Consider the following 25,359-nt stretch of genomic DNA (forward strand, 5'->3'; position numbering starts at 1 on the left):
AACGAGTGAAAAATCACTCGTTTTTTTATTGTTTATTCATATCCATTTGTATTGAAGTTTCAGGTATTTTTCCTACTATAATCGTTTCTGCTATAGGTACCTGAGTAGCAACTTGTACATCTTCATTAGCCATAGGTAATATCACTTTAATATTTGTTTTTACTTCTACATATATTTTATGTCTTACTTGATTTATACCTGCTGTCTCAAAATCTGAACTGTATTTTGTTTCTACATGCCCTATCGGTTGCATTTTAGCTGTTATTTTAGGTCCAAAATTTGCCAATATATTATTCTTAGTTATATATCCAGTTGGAATTTTTACATCTTGATAACTTAAATTATTTAATTCTTCCTGAATTTCTAAAGATACTTCATTAGCAATTTTGTTCATCTTTAATGTGTCTGCTTGTACCAATACAATATTCCCATTTTCATCTTTTTGAAATTTAATAATATCTTCATAATCAAATTCATTTACGTATTTTTCCAAAATAGATTTATTCATGACTTGCACTGCTCTTGCTCTCATTTCTCCATCACAAATTGCAAGAACACTTGGTAATATAATTTCATCAAAATAATATATAAATGAACTAAGTATGGTAAATATAAATATAATTACCATTACTATTTTTAATTTCATGTATTTTTTCATATACAATTATCCCCTTTTTTTAATAAAATTTTCTTAATATGTTTACTTTCTAGTAAAATAGTAATAATAAATTATATGTACTATTATTTATATAAAGAATAATTTTATAAATTTTATTAATTTTATATAGTATGATATAATACAAAAATGATAATCAACAGAATAATCCTAAGGAGGATGCTTATGAGTGAAAAAAAGCCTACGGTTGAAAATAAAAATAATAAAACAAGTAGAAAAAAAATACTTAAAGGTATATTTATTGTATTTATTATATTATTCTTATCATGTGCAGCAATAGGTACTGGCGTAGTTTACGGTATGATAAAAACTGCACCAACAATAGATGTGGAAAAGTTCCTTGATATTGAGGAAACTTCTACTATATATGATTCTAAAAGTAATCTAATAGATGAATTCTTAACTCCAGAGCGACGAATATCTATAGATATAGATAAAACTTCTGAAAATTTAAAAGATGCTTTTGTTAGTATAGAGGATGAACGTTTTTATTCTCATAAAGGTATTGATTTTAGAAGAATAGGTGGAGCAATATTTCAAGATGTTAAAATCATCTTTGGCATGTCTGAAGGTAATTTACAAGGGGCATCTACTATAACTCAACAGTTAGTTAAATATAGATATTTTCTAGAAGATTCTCTAGAAAATAGAACATCCATAAAAAGAAAAGTTCAAGAAATGTACTTATCCTTAAAGCTTGAAAAAGAACTTAGTAAAAGTGAGATTTTAGAATCTTATATGAATACTATATACTTAGGTGGAACTTCCCATGGTGTAGAAGCTGCATCTCAAATGTATTTTAATAAATCTTCAAAGGATTTAACATTAAAGCAATCAGCTTTTATAGCAGGCGCTGCACAGAATCCATCTGTGTCTTATTATAATGCTTATGAAAACTTTAAAAATAATATACCTTTTGATTCTCCTAGAACAAAAACTGTTTTAGATAAAATGTTAGAACTTGGCAAAATAACTAATACAGAATATGATGCTGCCATTGAAGACCCTTTGACATTTGATTTTAATATTAATTCTAACAATGGAATGAATTTTGAATATTTTTCAAGACCTGCCATAAATCAAGTTGTGGATGATATGGTAGAGATTTATAAAATTTCTAAATCCGAAGCACTTGATAAATTAATGTATGGTGGTTATAAAGTTTATACCACTATGGATACAGAACTTCAAAATGAGGTTCAAGAAATAGTAAATGATTCTAATGGATCTATATTAAATATTAATGATAATCCAAACTTACAAGCATCAGCAACAATCATGGATTATAAAACTGGTGATGTTAAATGTATTGTTGGTGGCCGTGGTAAGCAAGAACCAAACTCTTATAATAGAGCTGCTTCTGAAAATTTCTTACGTTCTCCTGGTTCTTCATTAAAACCACTTACAGTCTATGCTCCAGCTATAAATGAGCAGATTTTAACTGCTGGTTCAATGATTGAAGATTCTCCAATTCCAACTTCAATAGGTTCAAAATATGGAGATCCTCCATATGATCCTAAGAATGCGCAATTAGACTATGAAGGTTATATGACACTACGAGATTCTATACGTAGTTCTAGAAATACAGTTGCTACTAAAGTAACAGACACTATTGGTCTTGATGTTTCTGCAAAATATGGCACAAATTTTGGAATTCAACTAGATGAAACAGATAAAAGCTCAATTTCAGCTCTAGCTTTAGGACAGCTAGATGGTGGTAGTTTAGCTGGAACAAATCCATTAGCCTTATCTGCAGCTTATGGAACTTTTGGTAATAATGGAGTTTACACTAAACCAAGATTATATACAAAAGTATTAGATAGACACGGAAAAGTAATTTTAGAAAATAAAATTGAAACAAACACTGTCTTATCATCTCAAGCTTCATATATAGTTTATGATATGCTAAAAGAACCTGTAATTGGAACTGGTCCTAGTGCCGCTTTTGGTAATATGGAAGTTAGAGGTAAAACTGGTACTGCTTCTGATTCTACTGATTTAACCTTTGCAGGATTAACGCCTTATCTTTCTGCTGCAGTATGGATTGGAAATGATGATTATACCCCAATTTATAATATGAACAGTGATAAACCTGCTGCACTTTGGGGTAGAGTTATGGCTGCTGCTCATAGGAACTTAGAATATTCGGAATTAGCACGTCCTGATGGAATTGTCAGTGTAGATATCTGTAGAGACTCAGGTACTCTTCCTACACAATTATCTTATAAAGATCCTAGAGGCAATCGTGTATACTCAGAGTTATTTATTGACGGCACTCAACCTTCTTCTTTAGATAATATTCACGTAGAGTCTCAATATGTTTTAGGTGCTGATGGAAAATATTACTTACCATCTGAAAATACACCAAAAAGCAAAATAAAAACAGGAGTATTTATAACTAGGGATTATTATTCATATGTATTTCTTAATGATTCAAAATGGTTAGTCCCTACTGAAACAGATCCAACATCTTATAAGACTACCGATAAAGACAAGGATAAAAATAAAGATAAGGATAAGGATAAGGACAAAGACAAAGATAAAGATAAAGACAAAGACAAGAATTCCAATTCAAATAAAAATAAATCTAGTAATAGAAAATTATTTTAAAAAACAAAGTAGAGCTTTGAAATTCAAAGCTCTACTTTGTTTTAGCATTAGATAAAACTGACATTATATATCCAAATACAATAGCTGCACTTATTCCTCCAGCTGCACCTTGAACACCACCAGTAAATATTCCTAGAAAGCCATCTTTGTCAACAGCCTTCATTACACCATTTGCTAGCGAATACCCAAAGCCAGGTAGTGGTACAGTAGCACCAGCCTTTCCTATTTGCACTACTTTTTCATATATTCCAAGGCCCTGTAATATAACACCACCTGTAACAAACAAAACTAATATCCTTGCTGGAGTTAACTTAGTTGTATCCATTAATATTTGACCAATAACACATATTATTCCACCAACTATAAATACAGATAAATATTCATTCATTTAATCACCATCCATTTCAATAGCTACAGCATGTGCAATACCTGGTATAGTCTCACCTTGTAGGGTTGATATAGAATTTAAAAGTGCTCCCGTTGAAACTAAGAGAACTCTTTTTAATTCTCCTTTAATCATCTTCTTGTAAATATAACTTCCCATAACAGTTGCTGAGCAACCACAACCACTGCCTCCAGAATTGGTATCTTGCTTTTCACAATCAAATATTTCTGCACCACAATCAATGTAATTTTTTTTAACATCAATTTTATATTCTAATAATAGCTTTTCTGTTATTGTTTTTCCTATACTACCTAAATCTCCAGTAACAATCAAATCATAATAATTAGGTTTTAAACCTGTATCAACAAAGTGTTGTTTAATTGTATCTACTGCTGCTGGTGCCATTGCTGCTCCCATTTCATTAGGATCTGTTATCCCATAATCTTTAATCTTACCTGTTGTAATATATGTAATATGTGGTTTATGCTTAACATTTCTATTTGTTAGCATCATTGCTCCGGCTCCTGTAACAGTCCATTGACAACTAGGCGTTCTTTGACTTCCCATTTCTAATGGAACTCTAAATTGTCTTTCTGCTGACGAAAAATGCGAGGATGTAGATGCGATAGCATAATTAGCACATCCAGCTTCTACAGCCATAGCTGCAACTGAAAGAGTTTCTGTCATATTAGAGCAAGCACCATACATGCCTATAAACGGTATACAAAGATCTCTAGCCATAAAACTTGAGGAAAATAATTGATTTAATAAATCTCCACTAAATATATAGTTTATATCACTTTCTTTTACATTTGCATCTTTTATACAACCTTGAACGGCTGAATAGTGTATTTTACTTTCTGCTTTTTCAAAGGTTTCACACTGACACATATCATCATCTAATATTTCGTGAAAATAATCTTTTAATGGCCCTTCTCCTTCTTTAGGACCTACAACTGTATATGTAGAAAGAATTTTAGGTTTACTTTCTAATTTTACTGTTTGCTTTCCCATTCTGATTGCCAAAAAATCACCACCTAATAAAATAATATAGAAGTCCTAATATTACTGAAGCTGTTGTTCCATATGCTAAAACTGGACCTGCAATTGTAAATATTTTTGCTCCAACACCTAAAACATAACCTTCTTTTTTAAATTCAATAGCTGGAGATACTACAGAGTTAGCAAACCCTGTTATTGGTACTACAGAACCAGCACCTGCATAATCACCAATTTTATCATAAACACCAATTCCTGTTAGGCTAGCTCCTATAAATATCATTATTATAGGTAAATATACTTTAGCCTGTTCAACAGATATTCCAAATCGAAGTAATACATTATATATTACTTGACCTATAGTGCAAATTAATCCTCCTGTCCAAAATGCTCTAAAACAGTTTTTTATTAAATTTGGTTTAGGAGTTTCTTCTTCATATAACTGATGAAATTTTTTCTTCAGTTTATTTTCCTTCATAAAGTTCACCTCTTTTATAACTATTATTCTTCTATATATTATTAGTAACTAATCTTACTATTATTCTTTAATAAGATTTATTAAAATAAAATATAATCTTATTTAAAACTTTATACCTAAAAATTAAAAGTGGTTAAGATATTTTTACATCTTAACCACTTAATTTTTCTTTCATAATTTTCAATACTTTTTTCTCTATTCTAGATACTTGAACTTGACTTATACCTAGCATTTTAGCAACTTCAACTTGTGTTTTATCCTTAAAATATCTTAACATAATAATTTGTCTTGATTTTGCATCTAATTTACTTAGTGCTTCTTTTAATGCTAATTTATCTAAAACCTCTGTATCTTCCTCATAATCTTCACTTAATTTATCAATTAATAATACTGGTGCACCATCATCATGGTGAATAGTATCATATAAATATTGCATATTATTAGATGCCTCTAGTGCAGTGATTATTTCTTCTTTAGGTATTTCTGAAAATTTAGATAATTCTTCTATTGTAGGATCCCTTCCTAATTTTTTTGCAAGTGTATCTTTATCATAATGTATCTTTTTCGCAACAGTTTTTATACTTCTACTTACTTTTATTATTCCATCATCTCTTAGAAATCTTTTTATTTCTCCTACAATCATTGGAACTGCATAAGTTGAAAACTTAACATTAAACCCATCATCAAAATTATTTACAGCTTTTACAAGGCCTATACAGCCAATTTGAAATATATCATCATACTCATAGCCCCTATTTAAAAATTTCTTACTTAATGCAGATACTAGTGGTAAATTCATTTCAATTAGAAAATCTAGAGCTTCCTTATCGCCACCTTTAGCTTTTTTTATAAGCTCCATATTATCATCGTAATTATAATTATTCACCTTATAATTTTTTTCCCCCATATTAGTCACCTATACTGCTGAGTTAAAAGTTTTCTTCATAATAACTTTAGTTCCTTCACCTTGTGTTGATATTACCTCTAAACTATCCATAAAAGTCTCCATAACAGTAAATCCCATACCTGACCTTTCTAAGTCTGGTCTTGAGGTAAATAGTGGCTCTCTAGCTGTTTTTACATCATTTATCCCTTTTCCTTTGTCTACAACAATTACAGTCAATTCATTTCCTTCTATAGTCGCCTCTACTTCAACCATTTTGGTTGAATCTTCCTCATAGCCATGTATTATAGCATTAGTAACCGCCTCTGATATAGCAGTTTTTATATCATTTATCTCCTCTATTGTTGGATCTAATTGAGCTGCAAACACTGATACTACAACTCTTGCAAAGCTTTCATTTTCAGATTTACTTAAAAACTCTATTTTCATTCTATTGTGACTCATCTTAATCCCTCCATTAAACATTCTTTAATGCTTCATCAACATTGTCATAAACATCAATAATTTTAAATAAACCTGACAACTCAAAAACCTTTTTTATAGAAGGTTTTAAATCTGTCACACATAGACTTCCACCATGCATAGATATTTTTTTATATCTTCCTATAACAGCTCCTATACCTGAGCTATCCATAAAAGATACTCCTGAAAAATTTAATATAAGTTTCATAGTTCCTTCCATATCCATCCTGTCATCTATCTTATTTCTTAGTTCTGAAGCACTATGATGATCAAGCTCTCCGTTAAGTTTTACTATTAACTTTTCATTTAACTTTTCAAATGTTAATTGCATAATATTCCCTCCAACCATTACTGAAATTCTAATATTAATCTATTTAACTTATTATTATATTCTTTTAAATCTGTTATATTACAAAAACATTATAACACAAATTTAAATTTTTTACATTATTTTACTATTATTTTATAATAAAACTTATTTTTTATAAGCAAAATATAAAACATTTTCTAACTTAATCCAATATTTTTTAATATTATAGAATTTATAAATAAGACTTTGCAATAACATTTATTATATAAATTGAAGCCCTATTTCTCTTTCAATTTAATAATATAATTTACTTTATAAATTTATATAAAATAAAAAATTACGGTTAGAATTATCAGAAACATAGTGCATAATGAACGCCTTAACTCTTAACTAAAATAACTTTTAACTATCTGTAAAATATTAATTGAAATTTTCTCGCTCAATAAATAAATTTAAATTGCAGATTATTTGCCTATAGTTTTATAAATGAACAATAACATTTCACATCAATTTTATTGTTCATTTATTAATTCAATTTCTTTATCATTAAAATTAAAATATTCATATAATTGTTGCTCATTTGAAAGCTCTTTTCCTTTAATATTAGGTATATATAATCTCATAAGATTATTAGGATAATATTCATATAAGTCTTCTCCAAGTTTTTTTGCAAAAGTTTTAAAATAAAAATCATAAATTTTGCTATTTAATATAAACAATAAGTCTTCATATCTAAAATTTTTATTTTCTTTAAGTCTTAATGCGTAAACATCGGCACTAAAATAACTACCATTATCTAAAGAAAACTTATTAGCAGATGCCTTGAATGGGAATATTATTTTTTCTTCTTCAAAAATTTCTTTACTTCTTCCCCATTGAAGTTGATACCATTTTCTGACCCCTTTTATACACTCTCTTCTTTTACTTAGTTTTTCTTTATATTGTCTTATATGATTTATTGCATTAGGCTGCATTTCTTCATCTTCTATTAAATCAGAGTATATTATATAATTTTTTCTTCTATCTACTTGATTTTTCTTTATAAAGCTTCCTTTTATCCAAGGTTTTAATAATTCCTTTTCTATATTTTCACATTTTATAGTTTCTTCATCAACAACAAAAGCCTTATCGCACCCTGTAATAATGCCTTGATGGCTAGTACAGATATCTGATAATTGAAACTGGCAAAAACTTTCTATTTTTTCTACAATAGATTTTATATCATTGCTTCTTAAAATCCATCGTTCTCCATTTAATGTAGACTCACTTATTAAAAATTTTTTATAAGCATCTCCCTGGTTTAAAAATAAAGAGTTATAAAATTTATCATCCTTACGACCTTTATCAGATAGCGGTTTTATAATTTCCACATCCCTTAAACTATTTTTTTCTTTTTCTATAAAAATAATTACTGGGTCTATACCTACACCTTTAAAAGGCCTGACCCCATAAAAATCTATTATTCTTATTATGTGAGTATTTTCTCTTAATGTTTTTCTTAATTCTTTACCACTAGATGATTCTAAAAAATATCGTGATGTTATAAATGATAATTTTCCTTTTACTCTTAATAAGTCTAATGACTTTTTAAAAAAACAATACGATAAATCACTTTTGTCTTTGAATATATCTCTAAATCGTTCTTTTAATTTTAACGAGTATTCTTTATCTATTTGTTTAGGTCCTACATATGGAGGATTTCCTATAAATATATCAAATCTTAAATCTTCTTCTAAAAATAAAAAGTCCTTATTGCCAAGATTTTTATCATATATATAATTACTACAACTAAACAAATCTATTTGTAAAATTTTTAATGCCACTTCATCTATATCAAATCCATATAAATTATTTTCTATAATATGTCTAGTTATATCTTTTTCCAAAATATTGATACCATTAACTTTATTTATATTAGATAAGTTCTCCTTATACACTTTATATAGGTGTGTAAAACATGGAATAATCAAATTACCAACACCACAAGAAGGATCTACTACTTTAATATATGGATTATTTATCACATCTTCTTTAGTGATACTGCTTTCAACTATATATTTAGCTATTGGATATGGAGTATATACAATCCCCTTTTCTTTATTTTCTTTTAACCCTTCATAATAATATTCTCCAATCAAATCATCTTCTTTTAATTTAATATTTTTTTTAAATTTCACTATGGCAGTTTGTTTAAAAATTTCATCAATTGGAGTTATTAAAAGATTATATAACTCCATAACTTGCCTTTTAAAATCAAAGTCCATAACTTCCCCTCATCTTTTCTCAATATTCAAACAATTTCCTTAATTTAGTATATCATAATTTGTAAAATTATTGAAGTATATCTGTAAATAAAAGGGTTTATATCAAAATGATACAAAAAAAGTCACTCTAAAATAGATTTAATTTTCTATTTTAAAATGACTTTTTTATATTCCTAAATTTATTAAATTAATTTCTATAGCTTACTTTCAACTATAGCTAATATCTCATCTCTTCTTGCTCTTCCGTCATTAACCAAATGTTCTATTTCTGTTTTTACATTTTTCACATATTCTTCATCTTTTATGGAAGTTACATTAATTTTTACATTTAATATAGCTGCTTCTAGCCCACTTTGAGCCATTAATGCCGCTACTCCAGCATCTGAAACTGCATTTTTATTTCCATATTTAGCAACTGATAATATATAATCATATAAGCTAAATGTCTTTTTAGCAGTTTTTAAAGGTACTTCTAATGAACCCTTATAACCCAACTGTATTTTAGCACTTCTAGCTTTTTTTTCTTCATCACTTTCTTTAGGCATTTTAAATGCTTTCATAAGTTCTAAAAATACTTCAGTATCTTCATTCATTAAATCTAAGAATTCATCTTTAACAACATCACAAACTTTTAAGCTATTATCTACTTGAAGTTTTTCTTCTTCACTAAGTGCTTCATAAGATTTTTTTCCTATTGTTAAATTGCATACCATAGATACTAATGATGCTGCTAATGATGCTGATACTGCTGAAACACTACCGCCACCCGGTGCAGGTGAATTTGATGCAAGTTCACTCATAAATTCTCTAATTGTTTTTTTATCTAACATATTTTCTTTTCGCCTCCCTAATTAATTTCCAACAACAATTTTACCATTTTTTATAACTTTGTCTACTGCATTTATACCAAAATGATAAATTAGGTAATTTAAATTTTTAGAATTAAATATAACTATATCTGCTTTCTTATTTTCTTCTATACTTCCAATTTGTTTTTCACGATTTATTGCTGCTGCTGCATTTATAGTCATTGCATTTATTATTTCTTCTGGGAACATCCTCATGCCAAATGCTGCAAATGTCATAACTGCTTGCATAGATTCAGTTGGTGATGTTCCAGGATTACAATCTGTGGCTAAGGCAACAGTAACGCCATTTTCTATCATATCTCTAGCTCTTGCAAAACTTCCAACCATAAGGTAAAAAGCGGTGGAAGGAAGTAATACTGCTACTACATTATTATCTGCTAAAGCCTTTATTCCATCATCACTTGCTGCTATAAGATGTTCTGCAGAAATTGCCTTAACTTCTCCTGCAAGTTCTGCTCCTCCCATTGGTTCAACCTCATCACCATGAACCTTTGGTATAAGATTAAATTTCTTTCCTTCTTCTAAAAATTCTCTACACTCTTCTACTGAAAATACACCATCTTCACAAAAACAATCTATAAACTCAGCTAAATTTTTATTTGCAACCTCTGGAATCATTTTTTTTGCAATTTTTAAAAACTCTTCTCTATTATTTTTAAATTCTGCTGGAAGTGCATGCAATCCCATAAAAGTTGAAACTACATCTACTGGATGACTTTCATTTAAAATTTTATTTGCATTAAGCATTTTTAGCTCTGTTTCTAAATCAAGACCATATCCTGATTTACTTTCAACAGTAGTTGTTCCATATTTTAGCATTATATCCAATCTATTTTTACTTTCATCAACTAATTCCTGTAATGAAGCCTTTTTTGTATTTTCAACGGTACTTAAAATCCCACCACCAGAATTTAAAATTTCTATATATCCTACTTTATTTAATTTTAATGGTAATTCTTTTTCTCTCGATCCACTATAAACTAAATGAGTATGAGGATCTATAAGTCCTGGTGTAACAGTTTTTCCTTTTCCATCGATTAACTTATCACAATCATTTAAATGTTTTTTATATCCATCGCCTTGTCCAACTTCAACTATAATATCATCTTTTACAATGATATATCCATTCTCTATGATATGAGCATTATTCATATCACCTTTGGTCTTTCTATGACTACCTTTGCAAGTCACCAAACAGTCAATTTCTTTTATTATCATTGACATACTAAACACCTCAATTTTAAATATATAGCAAGACAAGCTCCTATTTAAAGTTATATCTTAATCTAAAAATAACTTTTTTAAAGAGTTTTACTGAATCTAGAGTGTTCCCGAGCATGTCTCACTCTTTTGGGTATCCAAGTTTTAAAATATAAACTTTAAAGTCAACTTAGAACCCTATACATCTTCAAATGAAAGCATATAAATACAAATACTATACCAAATATTCCTGTTAAATAAATGAGAATACTAGTCTATTATTTATTTTTTATGCCTAAATTTATAAACTATTCACTAATTCTTTTTTCTAATATTTGATCCATTGAAAAGTTTTCTATTTGAAGATAATATTCTGCACAATCTATTAAAGATTTCATCGGTACAAGCCCTATAACTTCACTACCTACTACTGAAACACCGTATCTTTTTGCTTCCATTTTAATCATTTCAAAAGCTCTGTAAACTGCTGTCTTTTCATAGTTTACAAGATTCATAGAAACTTGAGCTATATTTCTCTCTTCTAACATAACTCCCATAGCCTTAACGAATCTTAATCCACCACCTAAATGTCTTACTGTTTTAGCAATTTTATCTGCAATTTCAACATTTGATGTATCTAAGTTTACATTAAAAGCTACTAATGGTTGTCTTGCTGCTATTGCAACACAGCCACCTTTAACATTAACCTCTTTAGGACCATAATCTGGTGTCCACATTTCTTCTTTTATTTTTTCAAAGAATCCTTCATATTGTCCTTTTCTAACTTTTGCTAGGTTTTCTCTATGTGATGCTGTAGCAGCTTTTTCATATAGATATACTGGTATATTAAACTTTTCTCCTATTGTTTTACCAACTCTATTTGCAATTTCTACACATTCTTCCATAGTTACTTCACTTATTGGAACAAATGGAACTACATCTAATGCTCCCATTCTAGGATGTCCACCTTCATGTGTGCTCATATCTATTAATTCATAAACTTTCTCAGCCATATTTATTATTACTTCTTCTACTTTGCTTGGCTCTCCAACCAATGTAACAACACTTCTATTGTGGTCTGTATCACTAGAATAATCTAATAATTTAACCCCTTCTTTACCTCTAACAGTGTCCATTATTTTTTCAATTTTTTCTCTGTCTCTTCCTTCACTAAAGTTTGGAATACATTCAATAATTTTTGCCATACTATTACCCCCAAATATTTTTTATATCATTAGTATTTTATATCTACTATGTTATTTACAGCAGATAATATTTCGCCTGATTTTATTAAATCCAATACCTTATCTAACTCTTTATACATAACAACATCATTCTCTATAAATCCTACATTTTTTCTTATTGCATCATAGCAAGCCTTAGTGCCTTTTCCTAAATTTAAATCAGTTCTAAAATCAATAGCTTGGCATGATGCTAATAATTCAGTAGCTAATACTCTTTCAGCATTTTTTAGTATATCTCTAGCTTTTCTTGCTGCTATTGTTCCCATACTAACATGATCTTCTTGATTAGCTGATGATGGTATAGAATCTACACTAGCTGGATGTGCTAAAACTTTATTTTCAGAAACTAATGCTGCTGCTGCATATTGAGTAATCATAAATCCTGAATTTAGTCCACCATGTTTAACTAAAAATGCAGGTAAATCATTTAATTGATAGTTTATAAGTCTTTCTAATCTTCTTTCAGAAACATTTGCTACCTCAGCAATTGCAATTCCTAAGAAATCAGAACTTAATGCAATTGGTTGTCCATGGAAGTTTCCTCCAGATATAACATCGCCTTCTTCTGTAACTATTGGATTATCTGTAACAGAATTTATTTCCGTTTCTATAACAGATTCAACATATCTTATAGCATCTTTAGATGCACCATGTATTTGTGGAACACATCTTAATGTATAAGCATCTTGAACTCTTAATTCCCCCTGACGAGTTACAAATGTACTACCATCTACTAAGTTTAATATATTTATAGCTGTTTTTTGTTGACCTGAATGATTTCTTATTCTATGAGTTCTGTTATCATAAGCATCTTTTATTCCTCTTAAAGCTTCTAAAGTCATTGCTGCTGATATATCACTAAGTTTTAATAAATTTATAGCATCATATGTTGTTATAGATGCTACTGCTGTCATAACTTGTGTACCATTTATAAGGGCTAATCCTTCTTTAGAAACAAGTTCTATTGTTTCTATTCCAGCTTTTTTCATAGCTTCTTTTCCAGACAAGATTTCTCCATTTAACTCTGCTTCACCTTCACCTATCATTGGTAAAACCATATGTGAAAGTGGTGCTAAGTCTCCTGAAGCTCCTAATGAACCTTTTTCTGGTATTGATGGATGTACTTTTTTATTTATCATATCTATTAGAGTTTCTAATGTAGATAACCTTATTCCTGAATATCCTTTTGAAAGGTTGTTTGCTCTTAGTAACATTATTGCTCTAACATACTCTCTTTCTAAATTTTCTCCAAATCCACATGAGTGAGAGATTATTAGATTTCTTTGTAATGTCTTACAATCTTCTTTTGTTATAGTTACATCTGCAAATTTACCAAATCCTGTAGTTATACCATAAACAACTTTTTCATCATCAACTATTTTATCTACTATGTTTCTAGATTTTATGACTCTTTCTTTTGCCTCGTCGCTTAACTCTACAAAATAATCATTTCTTGCAACATCTATAATTTGTTGTAAGTCTAAATCTTTTCCATTTATAATAACCTTTTTATCATTTTCTAAAATAGTTTTACCTTTTTCTTGTCCTGTAACATTGCTCATATCTAATTGCCCCCTTTTGATTTATATATAAACTAAATTTAGATAAAATATTGCATATAATTCAGATAATCCCCTAAACTTCCAAATTTTGCAATTAACTCTTATTTTATATCTTTATACTACATATTCTTTATATTTTTTAATTCCCCTTCAAAAAATAAAAACTAAATTGTCTGAATATTTTTAACTTAGTAAAGTTATAAATTATTTTTACAAAAAAACAAGGTTTAACTCTCTCTAGTTAAACCTTGTTTTTAATCTCATTTACCTATTTTTGATTTAAATTTTGTTTTATCTATTAAAGATATTAAAAATCCAACAAAACATCCTATTGCTGCAACAATATAAACCCATCTCATTCCATATATAAATACATCTTCTCTTCCTTCTACATAGCTTAATACTCTATAACCAATTTTATAACTCATTCTGTTATACAAAATAGATGTTGCAATTGAAACACCAAATACAAACCCTAAATTTCTAATAAGAGCATTAATTCCACCAGCTATTCCTAATTTACTTTTCTCCACTGAAGACATAACTAAATTATTATTAGGAGATTGAAATAATCCACTTCCTACTGCTACTACAGCCAGTATAGCAATAATAATTACAAAAGTTGACTTTTCATTTAATGTAGCCATTCCTATTAACCCTAAAGTTGTTATAACAAGTCCAATTAGTGTAAGTATTTTACTTCCTATCTTATCTGATAAATATCCACTTAATGGTGCTACAATAGTTAATACTATAGGATATGCCATCATCATAAACCCTGTTTTAGCAGGTGACAACTTTAATACATCCTGAAGATAAAATGGCTGAATTATATTTATACAACTAATCCCTATAAATGCTACAAAAGCACAGAATATATTAATTGAAAAAGTTTTATTTTTAAATATAGACAAATCTACCATTGGATTTTTAATTTTTAATTCTAACCTAATAAATAAAGCAAAACATATTAAAGCTATCACAAATGATATTATTATCTTTATGTTCCCATATCCTATTTGTTGACCTGTAAGCATTGCCCAGAATAATGTAATTATGCATATCAAAAAAAGTAATGCACCTTTTATATCTAGAGTTTGATTACTAGTTGTCGTATCTTTAGGTAAATATTTTAATGCTGCTATAAACGCTATTATACCTATAGGTACATTTATTAAGAATATATATTCCCAACTTACTACAGATATTATAAGTCCACCTAAAGGAGGTCCAAGTAATGTTCCCAGTGCAACAAATGTGCCTGATATTCCAATTGCTCTTCCTCTTTCATTCGCTGGAAAAATTTGAGTTATTATTCCTTGACTTGTGGACATAGTCATCGCTGCACCTATTGCTTGAATAACTCTAGAAAATATTAAGAAATCTAATGTATTTGATATACCACATAATAAAGAACCTAAAACAAATATTAAAAAACCATATTTAAATACATTGGTTTTCCCTTTTATATCTCCAAGTCTTCCAAATATAAGTATTGTAGCTGAAATTATTATAAGATAACTTGTAACTACTTGTTCTATTCCTGCCATTGATGTACCTAAATCTTTTGCCATAATTGGCAACGCTACATTTATTATACTGCTATCTATACATGCCATAAATGGAGACATAACTACTATAGCAAGTATTAACCATCTATTGTTATGTATATATTTTTCATCTTTTGTCATAGTTTAATTTACCCTCCTCAATTAATTTAAATTCTTATCTCTCTATTTAATACTTAGTATTAAATTGTTCAACATTTTTGTACATATTTTCTAATAAGCACTCTGCATTTTTTTTCTCTGTTTCTTCTAATCCATCAGTTATCATATTTAACCATCCATCAAGTTCATTTAAAATACCTGGAACTATAGCCTTAGCATTATCAGTAAGATATAATTTATAAGCTCTTGAATCCTCATTATTAACTATTTTTTGTACATACCCAATTTCTATAAGTTTTTTTATAGCTCTTGCTGAAAAAGATTTGTCTACTTTCACATATTCACTTAAGATATTCTGACTTATTCCTTCGTTATTATATAGAACCAAAATAAAAGGGTAGGTTCCAAAACTCAGATTGTATTTTTTTAATGCTTCATCTATGTATCCTTGAGATGCCCTATATATTATAGCCACATATTTTAATAAAAAGCTTCTTTTATCCATCTATGCACCTCCTTATTTTTCATTTAAATTTAAAATTTAACTTTATCTTTATATATAGGGTTTCAAATTAAATTTTAAACTTATTTATTTATCAAATAAGAAAACTCAAATTAGTATTTTTTCAATAACTAACAGATTATTTTAGTTAAGAGTGAATAGTGAACAGTTGTGGTCATTACTTTCATCCTAAATTCTTAATTCATAGTTCTTAACTAACTACATTTGTACCTATTTTTCTCAACTGATAATAAAAATTTGATGTATAAATTTAAGTTATAGATTGCATCCCTATAATTGCTTTATTAATTATTTTTAAAATATATCACAGTATAGTTGACTAGTCAACTATATCCGTATTAGTCTTATTTTTTAAAATTTTTTTACAATTTGAATAAAATTACTATATAAAAAACACTAGATAATTACCTAGTGTTTGTCCTTTAAAATTTCTTTATAAAAATTATGATATTTTTGCCAAAATCTACTCATTGTAAATTCTTTCAGTACTAAATTTTTAATATTATGTCCTAAAACTTTTAAATTTTCACCCTTATCATAAGCCTCTAACATACTTATATAAATATCCTTTTCACTTTGTGATTTTATCAATATTCCATTATTAAAATTTATTATATTTTCCAAATCTCCAACTTTGGTAGTTATGACTGGAATTTCCATAGCTGCTGATTCAAGCATTGCTAATGGTGGAGCTCCCCCTTCACTATAAGATGCTATAATTGTACAATCACATATTTTTAGATAATCCCCTACATTTTCAACAAATCCACCTAAAATAACTTCTTTTTCCAAGTCCAGCTCTACTATAAGTTCTTTTATTCTGTCTTTTGATTCTCCATCTCCTAATAAAAGCAACTTAGAATTTTTATTATCATTATTAAATTTAGCAAATGCTCTAATTATATTTTCATGATTTTTTATAGGATGAAATCTTGCAATAACTCCAAAAACAAAATCATCTTCATTTATTTTAAATTTATTTTTTAATTGATCTGATGATTCTTTTTCAATAAATTTATTAATTCTTATACCATTATTAACTACTGCTTTCTTTCCTTCAAACTGCTTTTCTTCTAAAAGTCTTAATAAATTCTCAGAAACTGTAATATAATTTTCAAAACTTTTCAACCCTAATGAACTTAATGGTGTATATAAATAATACTTAAATTTATTATTTAAAAAATCATATCTATAATCGCTATGAACTGTTGCTACAGTTTTACATTTTATTTTATTTTTTATAAAAAAATGTATTAAAAATGGTGATGCTCCATGAAAGTTAACAATATCTATATCATTTTCCTCTGAATATTTTACTATTTCATTATTTATAACCTTCTTCTGAAAAATTTTATAGTTTATATTTGTATTTTTTACTTTATTAGATAAATACCCTTCTCCTACACAACCTAAAACATTTTCAAAATACTTATTATCCTTGCTACATAAACTTAATATATGACTGGCTCCTCCGCCATTATCATTTCCCGATATAATATGTAAAACTTTAATTTTAATCCCCTCCTAAAAAGTTTAAAGAGAAATAAAAAGCAATTTATATTTTTAGTTTAATCAGTATATTATATAATACTTTAAAATAATAATCTATACTTTAAAAATAAGTTACAATGTCAAATTATATTATATTCTTTTATAAAAAAAGAGCATAATATGCTCCCTATTCTACCTATTTTTTATGGTAGTAATTAAAAATTTAGGTATAACACCTAATCTTTTTATTCTCGAAGGATTTTTTAATGTTCTATAAAGCCATTCCAATCCACAATCTATCATCCATTTAGGTGCTCTATTAACTTTTCCAGAAATTACATCAAAGCTTCCACCGACACCCATATATATACTACATGGCAAACTTTCCATATTCTTTATAATAAATTCTTCTTGCCTTGGTGCACCCATTGCTACAAATATAGCATATGGTTTCTTTTCTTCTATTTCTTCTAAAATATGTGTACAGTTGCTCATCTCAAAATATCCATTATGACTTCCGACTATATTTAAATTTTTATATTTTTCTTTTAGTTCTTTCTTACAGTCTTCTAAAACTTCTTCATTTGCACCTAATAAATATATACCTTTATTTTCCCTATTGCAAACTTTAATTATTTCATCCATTATTTCAATTCCAGCCAATTTCTCTTGTATAGGTTTTTTTACTATTTTTGATGCGATAATAGTTCCAATTCCATCTGGAATTATTATTGATTTATCTGATGTAAAAAAATCAAATAATTTTTTATTATTTAATCCTAGATTTAATATTTCAGGATTTCCAGATACAATATTTATTTTTTCTTTTGAAAAAACTTCTTTAATAAGCTCTTCTTTTGTTCCTGAAAAAATATCATAATCTAATAATTTTATTCCCATTTAAAATGCCCCTTCACTTTTAAACACTTTTACAACTGTTTGGAATAATATTTTTATATCTAATAATAAAGAAAACTTCTTTATGTACGTTAAATCATAATAAACAGTTTTGCCAAGTTCTATTTCTCCTCTTCCATTTACTTGCGCAAGTCCTGTTATACCTGGTAATACTAATAATCTTTGATAATAGCTTTCTGGATAATATTTTACAACATCAGGTATCTCTGGTCTAGGACCAATTAGACTCATATCTCCTTTAAGAACATTAAATAATTGTGGTATTTCATCTAAGCTAGTTTTTCTTAGAAATTTTCCACTCTTAGTAACTCTATTGTCACTTTTGCTTTGAAAAACAAAATTATTCATATTTTCAGGATCTATTTCTAAGTCTCTTTTTGATTCTGCTGAAACTACCATAGTTCTAAATTTCAATATAGTGAAATTTTTACCATCCTTACCTACTCTCACTTGTTTGAAAAGTGCTGGTCCTTTTGAATCTAATTTTATCCATGCCCACAATATTATAAATATTGGAGATAATATTAATATACCTATAATTGATAATATTATATCTGAAATTCTTTTTATCCCAAACTGTATAGCTTTCCCTCTAATTTCACTATAAGCGTCTATTTTTATGTCATTTGCGTCCATTGTATCCCTCCACATCATCTATTTATAAACATTTATTCTTTATTTTAATACTTGCCATATTTTAATTTTATAATTCTATAAGATTATGAAATTAATTATATATTTTCAAATCATTAAACAAAATACTTTCTGATAATGCTATAAACAACCAAAAATAAGTAGTTGTTTGTGGTGAAAAAAATAGATTATCTAAAAAATTCATAGCTAAAAAAGCTATAATAGATGCCATAACTCCCATAAAAAATGATTTATACATTTTATTATGAGAATTTTTATAAACCTTAATTACACTTCTAATTGAACTTATGATAACAAGGGCAAATGAAATTATTCCTAATATCCCTAATTCACTTTGAATTTTTAAATATGAGTTATGACTACTAAATCTATGGTAATCTTTGTACTTTAATTCTGGATATTTTTCAATATATTGATCATATAAAGCTACATAATTACCATTTCCTACTCCTAATATAGGGTTTTCTTTTATCATTTTTCCTGCTACCTTCCATAGCTTTATTCGTGGATCATTTAGCACTGATGTTTTAATATTTGAAAACCTATTTATTAAAGATTTATCAAATAAAACTATCGGTACAAATATTATAAAAACAGATAAAAATTTATAATTATACAAAAATGCTAAAACTAAAAGCCCTATCATAAATCCAACAGTAGCATTTCTTGAATAAGTTAAAAATATATTTATAACTATTAATAATGACGTTATAATGTAAAAAACTTTACTTTTTTTATTATTTTCATTAAAAATCAACATAAATATAGGAAAGAAACTTAAAACTAAATATGCTCCTAATCCATTTGGATTTTCCATAGTCGATGTAATACGTGTTCCTTCTGAAGATATAAATATTGGATCTAAACCAATCTTTGTAAAATACTGTATAACTCCATATACACATAAAATTGATGTTGTAAATACAAAATAATTTATTATGGTCTCTATACTTTTCTTTTCTTTTACTTCATATTTTACTATAAATAGTAAAGCTATATATGTTATAAATCTAAATGTTTCTTTTAATGCTAATCCTTTTTCTGCAGAGTATATTATTGAAAAAGCCATAACTATAGCTAGTACAATTATACTAATACCCAAAAATGAGGTTATAAAATTATTTAAATTCGAATAAAGTTTTTTTCTATTATTTTTATTTTTTAATGAATATATAGCATAAATAAAAATAATTAACATTAATATAATATCTGGAACTTTACCTATAATCCCTAGTTTATCATTTATTATAGGTAAAATTAATACATATATACAGATTAAATAATATAATAATTTAGATGTTTTATTCATATTATCACCAACTCTTTTTAACATTTAAAGTGCCCATACCTAAAGGAAGGGCCCTTAAACCTTATAAATTATACTTTCACTAATATGCTCTATTGTAAGTATTTTTTTCTAATTAATCTATCTTGAAGTCTTAGTATTTTTATTTATCCTTTTATTTGACTTTAGCAGATAAAAATTTACTAAACCATCTAAAAATCCTATACCATAGCTAAAATGTAATATAGGAAAAACTATAGGAATATATTTTAAAAGCTTTCTTTTACCTTGGGTTATCTTAAATGAAGATATTAAATCTCCTATTAAGTATAAAGCTAAAACTACCATCCAAATATAGAATATAGGTTTAAAAAATAAGCTTAGTACAGCTGCTCCTATATTTCCTAAAACAAATGCCATTGGTACTAGATGTCTTATAGATGGTGTACCCCCATGCTTTTGCATTACTCTAACTTTCCAAAAACCATATTGAAAATATTGTCTCCAAAGCTTTTTAAAAGATCCTCTACTATAATATGTAGATTTAATTGTCGGAGATAGTAATATCTTATATCCACCTTTAGTAACTCTAAAATTAATTTCATCATCTTGATTTCTAACTAATTCATCATCAAAATAACCTATATCTTCCAAGACTTCTCTTTTATATGCGCCAAATGCTACTGTATCTACAAACATTTCTTCTTTTGCATATCTAAATAATGCATTTCCTACACCAAATGGTGAACTCATTGCCAAGGCAATAGCTGTTCCTTTATTATTTTCACTAATAGTTTCTATGGGACCGCCTACACAACCTACCTCTTTATTATTAAATAATAAATTCATATTATTTTCTACAAATTTTTCATCAGCATATGCATGAGCTCCAAATATTATTATACTATCAGCATTACTATATCGTATTCCTTCATTCATAGCTTTAGGGGCCGTTAATCCTTTGTTATCAACTAAATGTATATTGTCATATTTATCTTCATATTCTTTAATTAAATCCCTCGTACCATCATCAGACATTCCATCACAAACTAAAACTTCATATAAATCTTTAGGATAGGTCTGATTTACAAAAGAATCTAAACATTCTTTTATGTAGTTTTTTTCATTTCTACAAGGAATCACTACTGAAACGGTATGTTTATCTATGTCCATCTTTATCTCCTTTGCAATTTTTTCACATCACCAATTTAAAAATTACTTTTCATAAGTTCATCTTTAACTTCTCTAGCTCTTTCTTCCCAAGTATTTCTTTCAAATACTTCATTCATATTTTTAAACTTAAATTCTAACTCACTTCTATGTTCATATATTTCTTTAAGTTTATTTTTTATAGAATCTAACTCATATTCACATGTATATCCTATGTTATTTTCTTCAATAAAGCGTCCACCTATGCCACCTTTAACTGCAATTATAGGTTTTTTATGGGATAAATAATAAAATAGTTTCATAGGCATTGCAAATTTCCAATACTGTGATGGTTTAGTCAACAAACAAAACACATCTGCATTTTTAGCCTCTTCATCTAATTCTTTATCCTTTAAATGAAGTATTTTTATTCTACTATTAATATATTTTTTATATTTATTTTCCACGCTTTTCCATTCATTTTCTCTACAAACTACAGTTAATGTATAATTTTCATCTTCATTTATAACTTTAAAAACCAACTCTAAATCATATAATTTTCCTAATCCACCACTATAAAAAATATTAATTTTATCATTATATACTTTATATTGATTATCCTCACAATTAATATAATCACATCCTGATGGCAACTTAATTCTTTCATAATTATATCTTAATGGTATGTATTTTCCCATTTCTATAGATGGTAAAAACATGACATCTAAAATTTTATTATACATAAATAAATCATAATAATAGAAAATATATGCTACTGTTCTTTTTAGAAAACCTACGCTTTGTTTATATTGATCAAATTTCCAATGAATATCCCTATAAAATAATCCTATCTTTATATTGTTTTTTTTACAAAATTTCATAAAAGAAAAATCCATTAAAGGGAAAATAGGTAAATGATTTTTTTCTGTTAGAAGCGTTGGTTCTGTAGAGCTTTCACTATATATAAAATCATATTTTATACCTTTTTTTATATTATTTTTTATAACTTTAATTTTTTCTTTTCTTTCTTTTCCATATCCACTAACAACATCAACATCATATCCAATATCTTTAAAAGCTTGAATCATTTTCATAGGTCTTATTTGAGAAGCTGCTGCATAATTTTTATCTATTTTAAATGGAATATGAAATATACACTTTTTCTTCATTTTTTCCTCCAACTTACAGTTCCAATAATTAGTTATAAAATTCATCTAACTATTAATATAGATAAGCTAATGAATTTACTTAATTAATCCATTTATGCTTATCTATATATTTTAATTAATTTTAATATTAAATTTATCAAATATTACAGATGAATATTTAATAAATAATAATAATCCTACAATACTAATAGTACTAGAACTATATATAAAGTCACAGAATCCACCTTGACTAGCAATGGCAAAATTCGATGTTAAAACTGCGAACAAAGTTATATTTATAGGATCCTTTTTACACTTCAAGAAGATTACAAATATGCCTCCAAATAATATTCCCATATATATAGCTGCAAATACTACACCTTTCACTCCAAAATTAGCAAAAGCTTCTCCAACAAACATAGCATTCATAACACCGGCTATGCCTTTATATACATTTCTGCTTCCATAATACCCCATTACAACTTTTCCAGATCTTACATGACTTTTTCCAATTCCTAGAAAATGTAAAATCGAAGGTGAAAAGCTACGTCCCATAAGTAATGGCACCCCTGATGTAAATAAATCTATATGAAACATCAGAGTAACTGCTTGGGTATATATAGTTCTTCCAAGTGGTCCTTCATAGATACTAAATATATTATTTAATCTTCCATTTAAGGCATACATTGCAAATATAATTGCTCCAAGGAATACAATTAGTGGTGCAAAGAATTTTAACTTTATTCCGCCTTTTACATATATGTATATAATTATAAATACAAATAAGTAAAATACTACTGGTGCCTTAGCAAAATTGTATGTTTTTATTAAAAGCGAACTTATAAATAATATAGAAAATAATATTTTCCATTTTTTATCTTTAACAGTCATACAAAATGTAAAAGCTAAATATGATAACATTGGTATGAATGTTAATACAAAAATATTTGCTACATATGATGTTATATTTGATATTCTAATTCTTTCTAAAGCTAAATCCAAATTAGGATCTTTAAATATTAGTTTAAAGATTGGTATATAACCAATTCTAACAAACATATATGTCATTACCATTATGCAAAATGCTGATAGAGATGCTGTAATTAAAAAAACATTTTTTTCATTACTTGTCTCAACTTCTTTTTTTAAATATATATCATAGTCTCTTTTAGCATCAACTTTAAATATTTTCTCAATTAATAATATAGTTAATGGCATTGCTATAATAGTAAACAATAATAAATAAAAAGTTTTATCTATATTTTTATCTTCTATTATATATCCAATCATATAGTGTTTTCTATCACCTAAATAAGCTAAACTAACTCCGATATATGCTTGTAAAATAATAAGATAAAATGTATATGAAATTAAATTTAATTTATTAGGCATTAAAGTACCCGCTGCCTTATAAAATAAATAGGCAGAAAGTGCTACTCCTGAAAATATTAACATTAACTTGAAAAATATAATATCCATATTACTTATACCTTTCCTCTAGTAGATATAGTTTTGTTTCATCATCTGCTTGACTGAATTTATTAACTAGATGTTTTATAGGCTCTCTATTTACATCTTTATCTAAATAAATTTCATTAAGCTTTTCCATATTGGAACATACACTTATATCTTTTACTAAAGTTAATCTTAAATTTAATATTTCTATATTTTCTAAATTTGCTATCTCATCAATATTACTTATGTCATTATAAGAAATATTTAATTCTCTAAGTTTTTTATTATTTTTTACAAAATCTAAATTAGTTAATTTATTCGTTGATAATTGTAATACTTCTAAATTTTTTAATGGTGATAAATCTGGAAGTTGTGTTATTCCATCATTATTCATTTTTAATTCTTCTAAAGAAATTATTTTATTTATAGAATTTACATCATTTATATAATTAGATGTTATATCCAAATCTCTTAAATTTCTCAAATTAGTTAATGCATCTACTGATGTTATTCTATTGAGAGTTAAATTAAGTCTTTGTAAATTTTGAAGATTAGATAAAGGTGTAATATCTGATATATTGTTCTTCACTAAATTTAACTCTACTAAATTATTTAGTGATGATAGTGCACTAATATCTGTAATATAGTTACTACTTAAACTTAAATTCATTAATGTTTCTATTTTTCCTAATGGAGTTATATCATATATTTTATTACCATTAAATTCCAGTATCCTTAATTTAGGTAATTTACTTAAAGGTTCTAAATCTTGTATTTTATTTTTATCTAAATTTAATTGTTCTAATTCCTTAAAATTTTCTATTCCTGTTAAGTCTGTTATTTCACATTCTGATAAATTTAGTTTACTAACCTTTTCAGTATCTTCTATATATATATCTCTACCTATAATGTTTAACTCTTTCTTAATAGACTTTTCTAATTTTTTATCTGCAAAATTTATTACAGCCGTATCTGGGTCAAATTTTCTCCATGTCATCATTAAAGTAATTATTAAACTTAAAATTATAATACTTACAATGGCTATAGATAATTTATGTTTTATTATTTTATCTTTAGATATTTTTAAATCCAATTTTTTCATT

23 protein-coding genes are annotated in these 25,359 nt (G+C 27.0%); 1 reads left to right on the forward strand and 22 read right to left on the reverse strand.

Annotated features, from left to right (window positions below):
* Positions 1–25: 25 nt before the first annotated feature.
* Positions 26–658, reverse strand: a complete 633-nt coding sequence (gene yunB / locus KQI36_RS03370) for a sporulation protein YunB (protein ID WP_216449604.1) — start codon at positions 656–658, stop codon at positions 26–28.
* Between the two features lie 183 nt (positions 659–841).
* On the opposite strand from yunB, the gene KQI36_RS03375 reads away from it, so the two are divergent.
* Positions 842–3,286, forward strand: coding sequence for a transglycosylase domain-containing protein (locus tag KQI36_RS03375; RefSeq protein ID WP_216449605.1), 2,445 nt, complete (start codon positions 842–844; stop codon positions 3,284–3,286).
* Between the two features lie 31 nt (positions 3,287–3,317).
* Here KQI36_RS03375 and spoVAE read toward each other — a convergent pair whose 3' ends face one another.
* The 21 genes from spoVAE to KQI36_RS03480 all read right to left on the reverse strand — a co-directional run bounded on the left by spoVAE (position 3,318) and on the right by KQI36_RS03480 (position 25,358).
* Positions 3,318–3,674, reverse strand: a complete 357-nt coding sequence (gene spoVAE / locus KQI36_RS03380; RefSeq protein ID WP_010292995.1) for a stage V sporulation protein AE — start codon at positions 3,672–3,674, stop codon at positions 3,318–3,320.
* Positions 3,675–4,697, reverse strand: coding sequence for a stage V sporulation protein AD (gene spoVAD, locus KQI36_RS03385; RefSeq protein ID WP_216449606.1), 1,023 nt, complete (start codon positions 4,695–4,697; stop codon positions 3,675–3,677).
* 4 nt (positions 4,698–4,701) lie between these two features.
* Positions 4,702–5,148: a stage V sporulation protein AC gene (gene spoVAC / locus KQI36_RS03390; protein WP_010292997.1), complete on the reverse strand. Its 447-nt coding sequence runs from the start codon at positions 5,146–5,148 to the stop codon at positions 4,702–4,704.
* 151 nt (positions 5,149–5,299) lie between these two features.
* Positions 5,300–6,055 carry an RNA polymerase sporulation sigma factor SigF gene (gene sigF / locus KQI36_RS03395; RefSeq protein WP_010292998.1) on the reverse strand — a complete coding sequence of 252 codons (756 nt, stop codon included), beginning with the start codon at positions 6,053–6,055 and terminating at the stop codon, positions 5,300–5,302.
* Between the two features lie 9 nt (positions 6,056–6,064).
* Positions 6,065–6,496, reverse strand: a complete 432-nt coding sequence (spoIIAB, locus tag KQI36_RS03400) for an anti-sigma F factor (protein WP_010293000.1) — start codon at positions 6,494–6,496, stop codon at positions 6,065–6,067.
* A gap of 13 nt (positions 6,497–6,509) precedes the next feature.
* A complete protein-coding gene (gene spoIIAA / locus KQI36_RS03405; protein WP_010293002.1) occupies positions 6,510–6,845 on the reverse strand; it encodes an anti-sigma F factor antagonist in 336 nt (111 codons plus the stop codon).
* A 491-nt stretch (positions 6,846–7,336) separates the two neighbouring features.
* A complete protein-coding gene (locus tag KQI36_RS03410) occupies positions 7,337–9,088 on the reverse strand; it encodes an Eco57I restriction-modification methylase domain-containing protein (RefSeq protein WP_216449607.1) in 1,752 nt (583 codons plus the stop codon).
* A 194-nt stretch (positions 9,089–9,282) separates the two neighbouring features.
* Positions 9,283–9,918: a cyclodeaminase/cyclohydrolase family protein gene (locus KQI36_RS03415; RefSeq protein ID WP_010293007.1), complete on the reverse strand. Its 636-nt coding sequence runs from the start codon at positions 9,916–9,918 to the stop codon at positions 9,283–9,285.
* A gap of 21 nt (positions 9,919–9,939) precedes the next feature.
* Entirely contained in the window at positions 9,940–11,175 is a 1,236-nt protein-coding gene (gene hutI / locus KQI36_RS03420; protein WP_216449931.1) for an imidazolonepropionase, read from the reverse strand.
* A gap of 290 nt (positions 11,176–11,465) precedes the next feature.
* Positions 11,466–12,362, reverse strand: coding sequence for a glutamate formimidoyltransferase (ftcD, locus tag KQI36_RS03425; protein WP_216449608.1), 897 nt, complete (start codon positions 12,360–12,362; stop codon positions 11,466–11,468).
* Positions 12,363–12,391: 29 nt separating this feature from the next.
* Complete coding sequence (gene hutH / locus KQI36_RS03430) at positions 12,392–13,963, reverse strand: histidine ammonia-lyase (protein WP_010293010.1); 1,572 nt, start codon at positions 13,961–13,963, stop codon at positions 12,392–12,394.
* 260 nt (positions 13,964–14,223) lie between these two features.
* A complete protein-coding gene (locus tag KQI36_RS03435) occupies positions 14,224–15,654 on the reverse strand; it encodes an MFS transporter (RefSeq protein ID WP_216449609.1) in 1,431 nt (476 codons plus the stop codon).
* A gap of 46 nt (positions 15,655–15,700) precedes the next feature.
* A complete protein-coding gene (locus tag KQI36_RS03440) occupies positions 15,701–16,138 on the reverse strand; it encodes a MarR family winged helix-turn-helix transcriptional regulator (protein WP_010293013.1) in 438 nt (145 codons plus the stop codon).
* 426 nt (positions 16,139–16,564) lie between these two features.
* Positions 16,565–17,674, reverse strand: a complete 1,110-nt coding sequence (locus KQI36_RS03445; protein WP_342357372.1) for a glycosyltransferase — start codon at positions 17,672–17,674, stop codon at positions 16,565–16,567.
* A gap of 165 nt (positions 17,675–17,839) precedes the next feature.
* On the reverse strand, positions 17,840–18,547 hold the full coding sequence (locus KQI36_RS03450) for a WecB/TagA/CpsF family glycosyltransferase (RefSeq protein WP_216449611.1): 708 nt from the start codon (positions 18,545–18,547) through the stop codon (positions 17,840–17,842).
* Positions 18,548–19,201 (reverse strand): sugar transferase, encoded by a 654-nt coding sequence (locus KQI36_RS03455; RefSeq protein ID WP_216449612.1) that lies wholly within the window; start codon positions 19,199–19,201, stop codon positions 18,548–18,550. It lies immediately after the preceding gene.
* A gap of 91 nt (positions 19,202–19,292) precedes the next feature.
* Entirely contained in the window at positions 19,293–20,552 is a 1,260-nt protein-coding gene (locus KQI36_RS03460) for an O-antigen ligase family protein (protein ID WP_216449613.1), read from the reverse strand.
* Between the two features lie 93 nt (positions 20,553–20,645).
* Positions 20,646–21,677, reverse strand: a complete 1,032-nt coding sequence (locus KQI36_RS03465; protein ID WP_244991461.1) for a glycosyltransferase family 2 protein — start codon at positions 21,675–21,677, stop codon at positions 20,646–20,648.
* A 35-nt stretch (positions 21,678–21,712) separates the two neighbouring features.
* The gene (locus KQI36_RS03470) at positions 21,713–22,822 is read right to left on the reverse strand and encodes a glycosyltransferase (protein WP_216449614.1); all 1,110 of its coding nucleotides are present in this window, start codon (positions 22,820–22,822) and stop codon (positions 21,713–21,715) included.
* Between the two features lie 111 nt (positions 22,823–22,933).
* Positions 22,934–24,280, reverse strand: a complete 1,347-nt coding sequence (locus tag KQI36_RS03475; protein WP_216449615.1) for an O-antigen polymerase — start codon at positions 24,278–24,280, stop codon at positions 22,934–22,936.
* A gap of 1 nt (position 24,281) precedes the next feature.
* Positions 24,282–25,358, reverse strand: coding sequence for a leucine-rich repeat domain-containing protein (locus KQI36_RS03480; protein WP_216449616.1), 1,077 nt, complete (start codon positions 25,356–25,358; stop codon positions 24,282–24,284).
* Position 25,359 lies beyond the last annotated feature (1 nt).

It is taken from the genome of Clostridium senegalense, from assembly GCF_018916625.1.
Classification (GTDB): Bacteria; Bacillota; Clostridia; order Clostridiales; family Clostridiaceae; genus Clostridium_J; species Clostridium_J senegalense.

Coding starts and splice junctions, on each gene's coding strand:
- yunB (WP_216449604.1), bottom strand. CDS start 658: ATGAAAAAATACATGAAATTAAAAATAGTAATGGTAATTATATTTATA.
- KQI36_RS03375 (WP_216449605.1), top strand. CDS start 842: ATGAGTGAAAAAAAGCCTACGGTTGAAAATAAAAATAATAAAACAAGT.
- spoVAE (WP_010292995.1), bottom strand. CDS start 3,674: ATGAATGAATATTTATCTGTATTTATAGTTGGTGGAATAATATGTGTT.
- spoVAC (WP_010292997.1), bottom strand. CDS start 5,148: ATGAAGGAAAATAAACTGAAGAAAAAATTTCATCAGTTATATGAAGAA.
- sigF (WP_010292998.1), bottom strand. CDS start 6,055: ATGGGGGAAAAAAATTATAAGGTGAATAATTATAATTACGATGATAAT.
- spoIIAB (WP_010293000.1), bottom strand. CDS start 6,496: ATGAGTCACAATAGAATGAAAATAGAGTTTTTAAGTAAATCTGAAAAT.
- spoIIAA (WP_010293002.1), bottom strand. CDS start 6,845: ATGCAATTAACATTTGAAAAGTTAAATGAAAAGTTAATAGTAAAACTT.
- KQI36_RS03410 (WP_216449607.1), bottom strand. CDS start 9,088: ATGGACTTTGATTTTAAAAGGCAAGTTATGGAGTTATATAATCTTTTA.
- KQI36_RS03415 (WP_010293007.1), bottom strand. CDS start 9,918: ATGTTAGATAAAAAAACAATTAGAGAATTTATGAGTGAACTTGCATCA.
- hutI (WP_216449931.1), bottom strand. CDS start 11,175: ATGATAATAAAAGAAATTGACTGTTTGGTGACTTGCAAAGGTAGTCAT.
- ftcD (WP_216449608.1), bottom strand. CDS start 12,362: ATGGCAAAAATTATTGAATGTATTCCAAACTTTAGTGAAGGAAGAGAC.
- hutH (WP_010293010.1), bottom strand. CDS start 13,963: ATGAGCAATGTTACAGGACAAGAAAAAGGTAAAACTATTTTAGAAAAT.
- KQI36_RS03435 (WP_216449609.1), bottom strand. CDS start 15,654: ATGACAAAAGATGAAAAATATATACATAACAATAGATGGTTAATACTT.
- KQI36_RS03440 (WP_010293013.1), bottom strand. CDS start 16,138: ATGGATAAAAGAAGCTTTTTATTAAAATATGTGGCTATAATATATAGG.
- KQI36_RS03450 (WP_216449611.1), bottom strand. CDS start 18,547: ATGGGAATAAAATTATTAGATTATGATATTTTTTCAGGAACAAAAGAA.
- KQI36_RS03455 (WP_216449612.1), bottom strand. CDS start 19,201: ATGGACGCAAATGACATAAAAATAGACGCTTATAGTGAAATTAGAGGG.
- KQI36_RS03460 (WP_216449613.1), bottom strand. CDS start 20,552: ATGTTAAAAAGAGTTGGTGATAATATGAATAAAACATCTAAATTATTA.
- KQI36_RS03465 (WP_244991461.1), bottom strand. CDS start 21,677: ATGGACATAGATAAACATACCGTTTCAGTAGTGATTCCTTGTAGAAAT.
- KQI36_RS03470 (WP_216449614.1), bottom strand. CDS start 22,822: ATGAAGAAAAAGTGTATATTTCATATTCCATTTAAAATAGATAAAAAT.
- KQI36_RS03475 (WP_216449615.1), bottom strand. CDS start 24,280: ATGGATATTATATTTTTCAAGTTAATGTTAATATTTTCAGGAGTAGCA.
- KQI36_RS03480 (WP_216449616.1), bottom strand. CDS start 25,358: ATGAAAAAATTGGATTTAAAAATATCTAAAGATAAAATAATAAAACAT.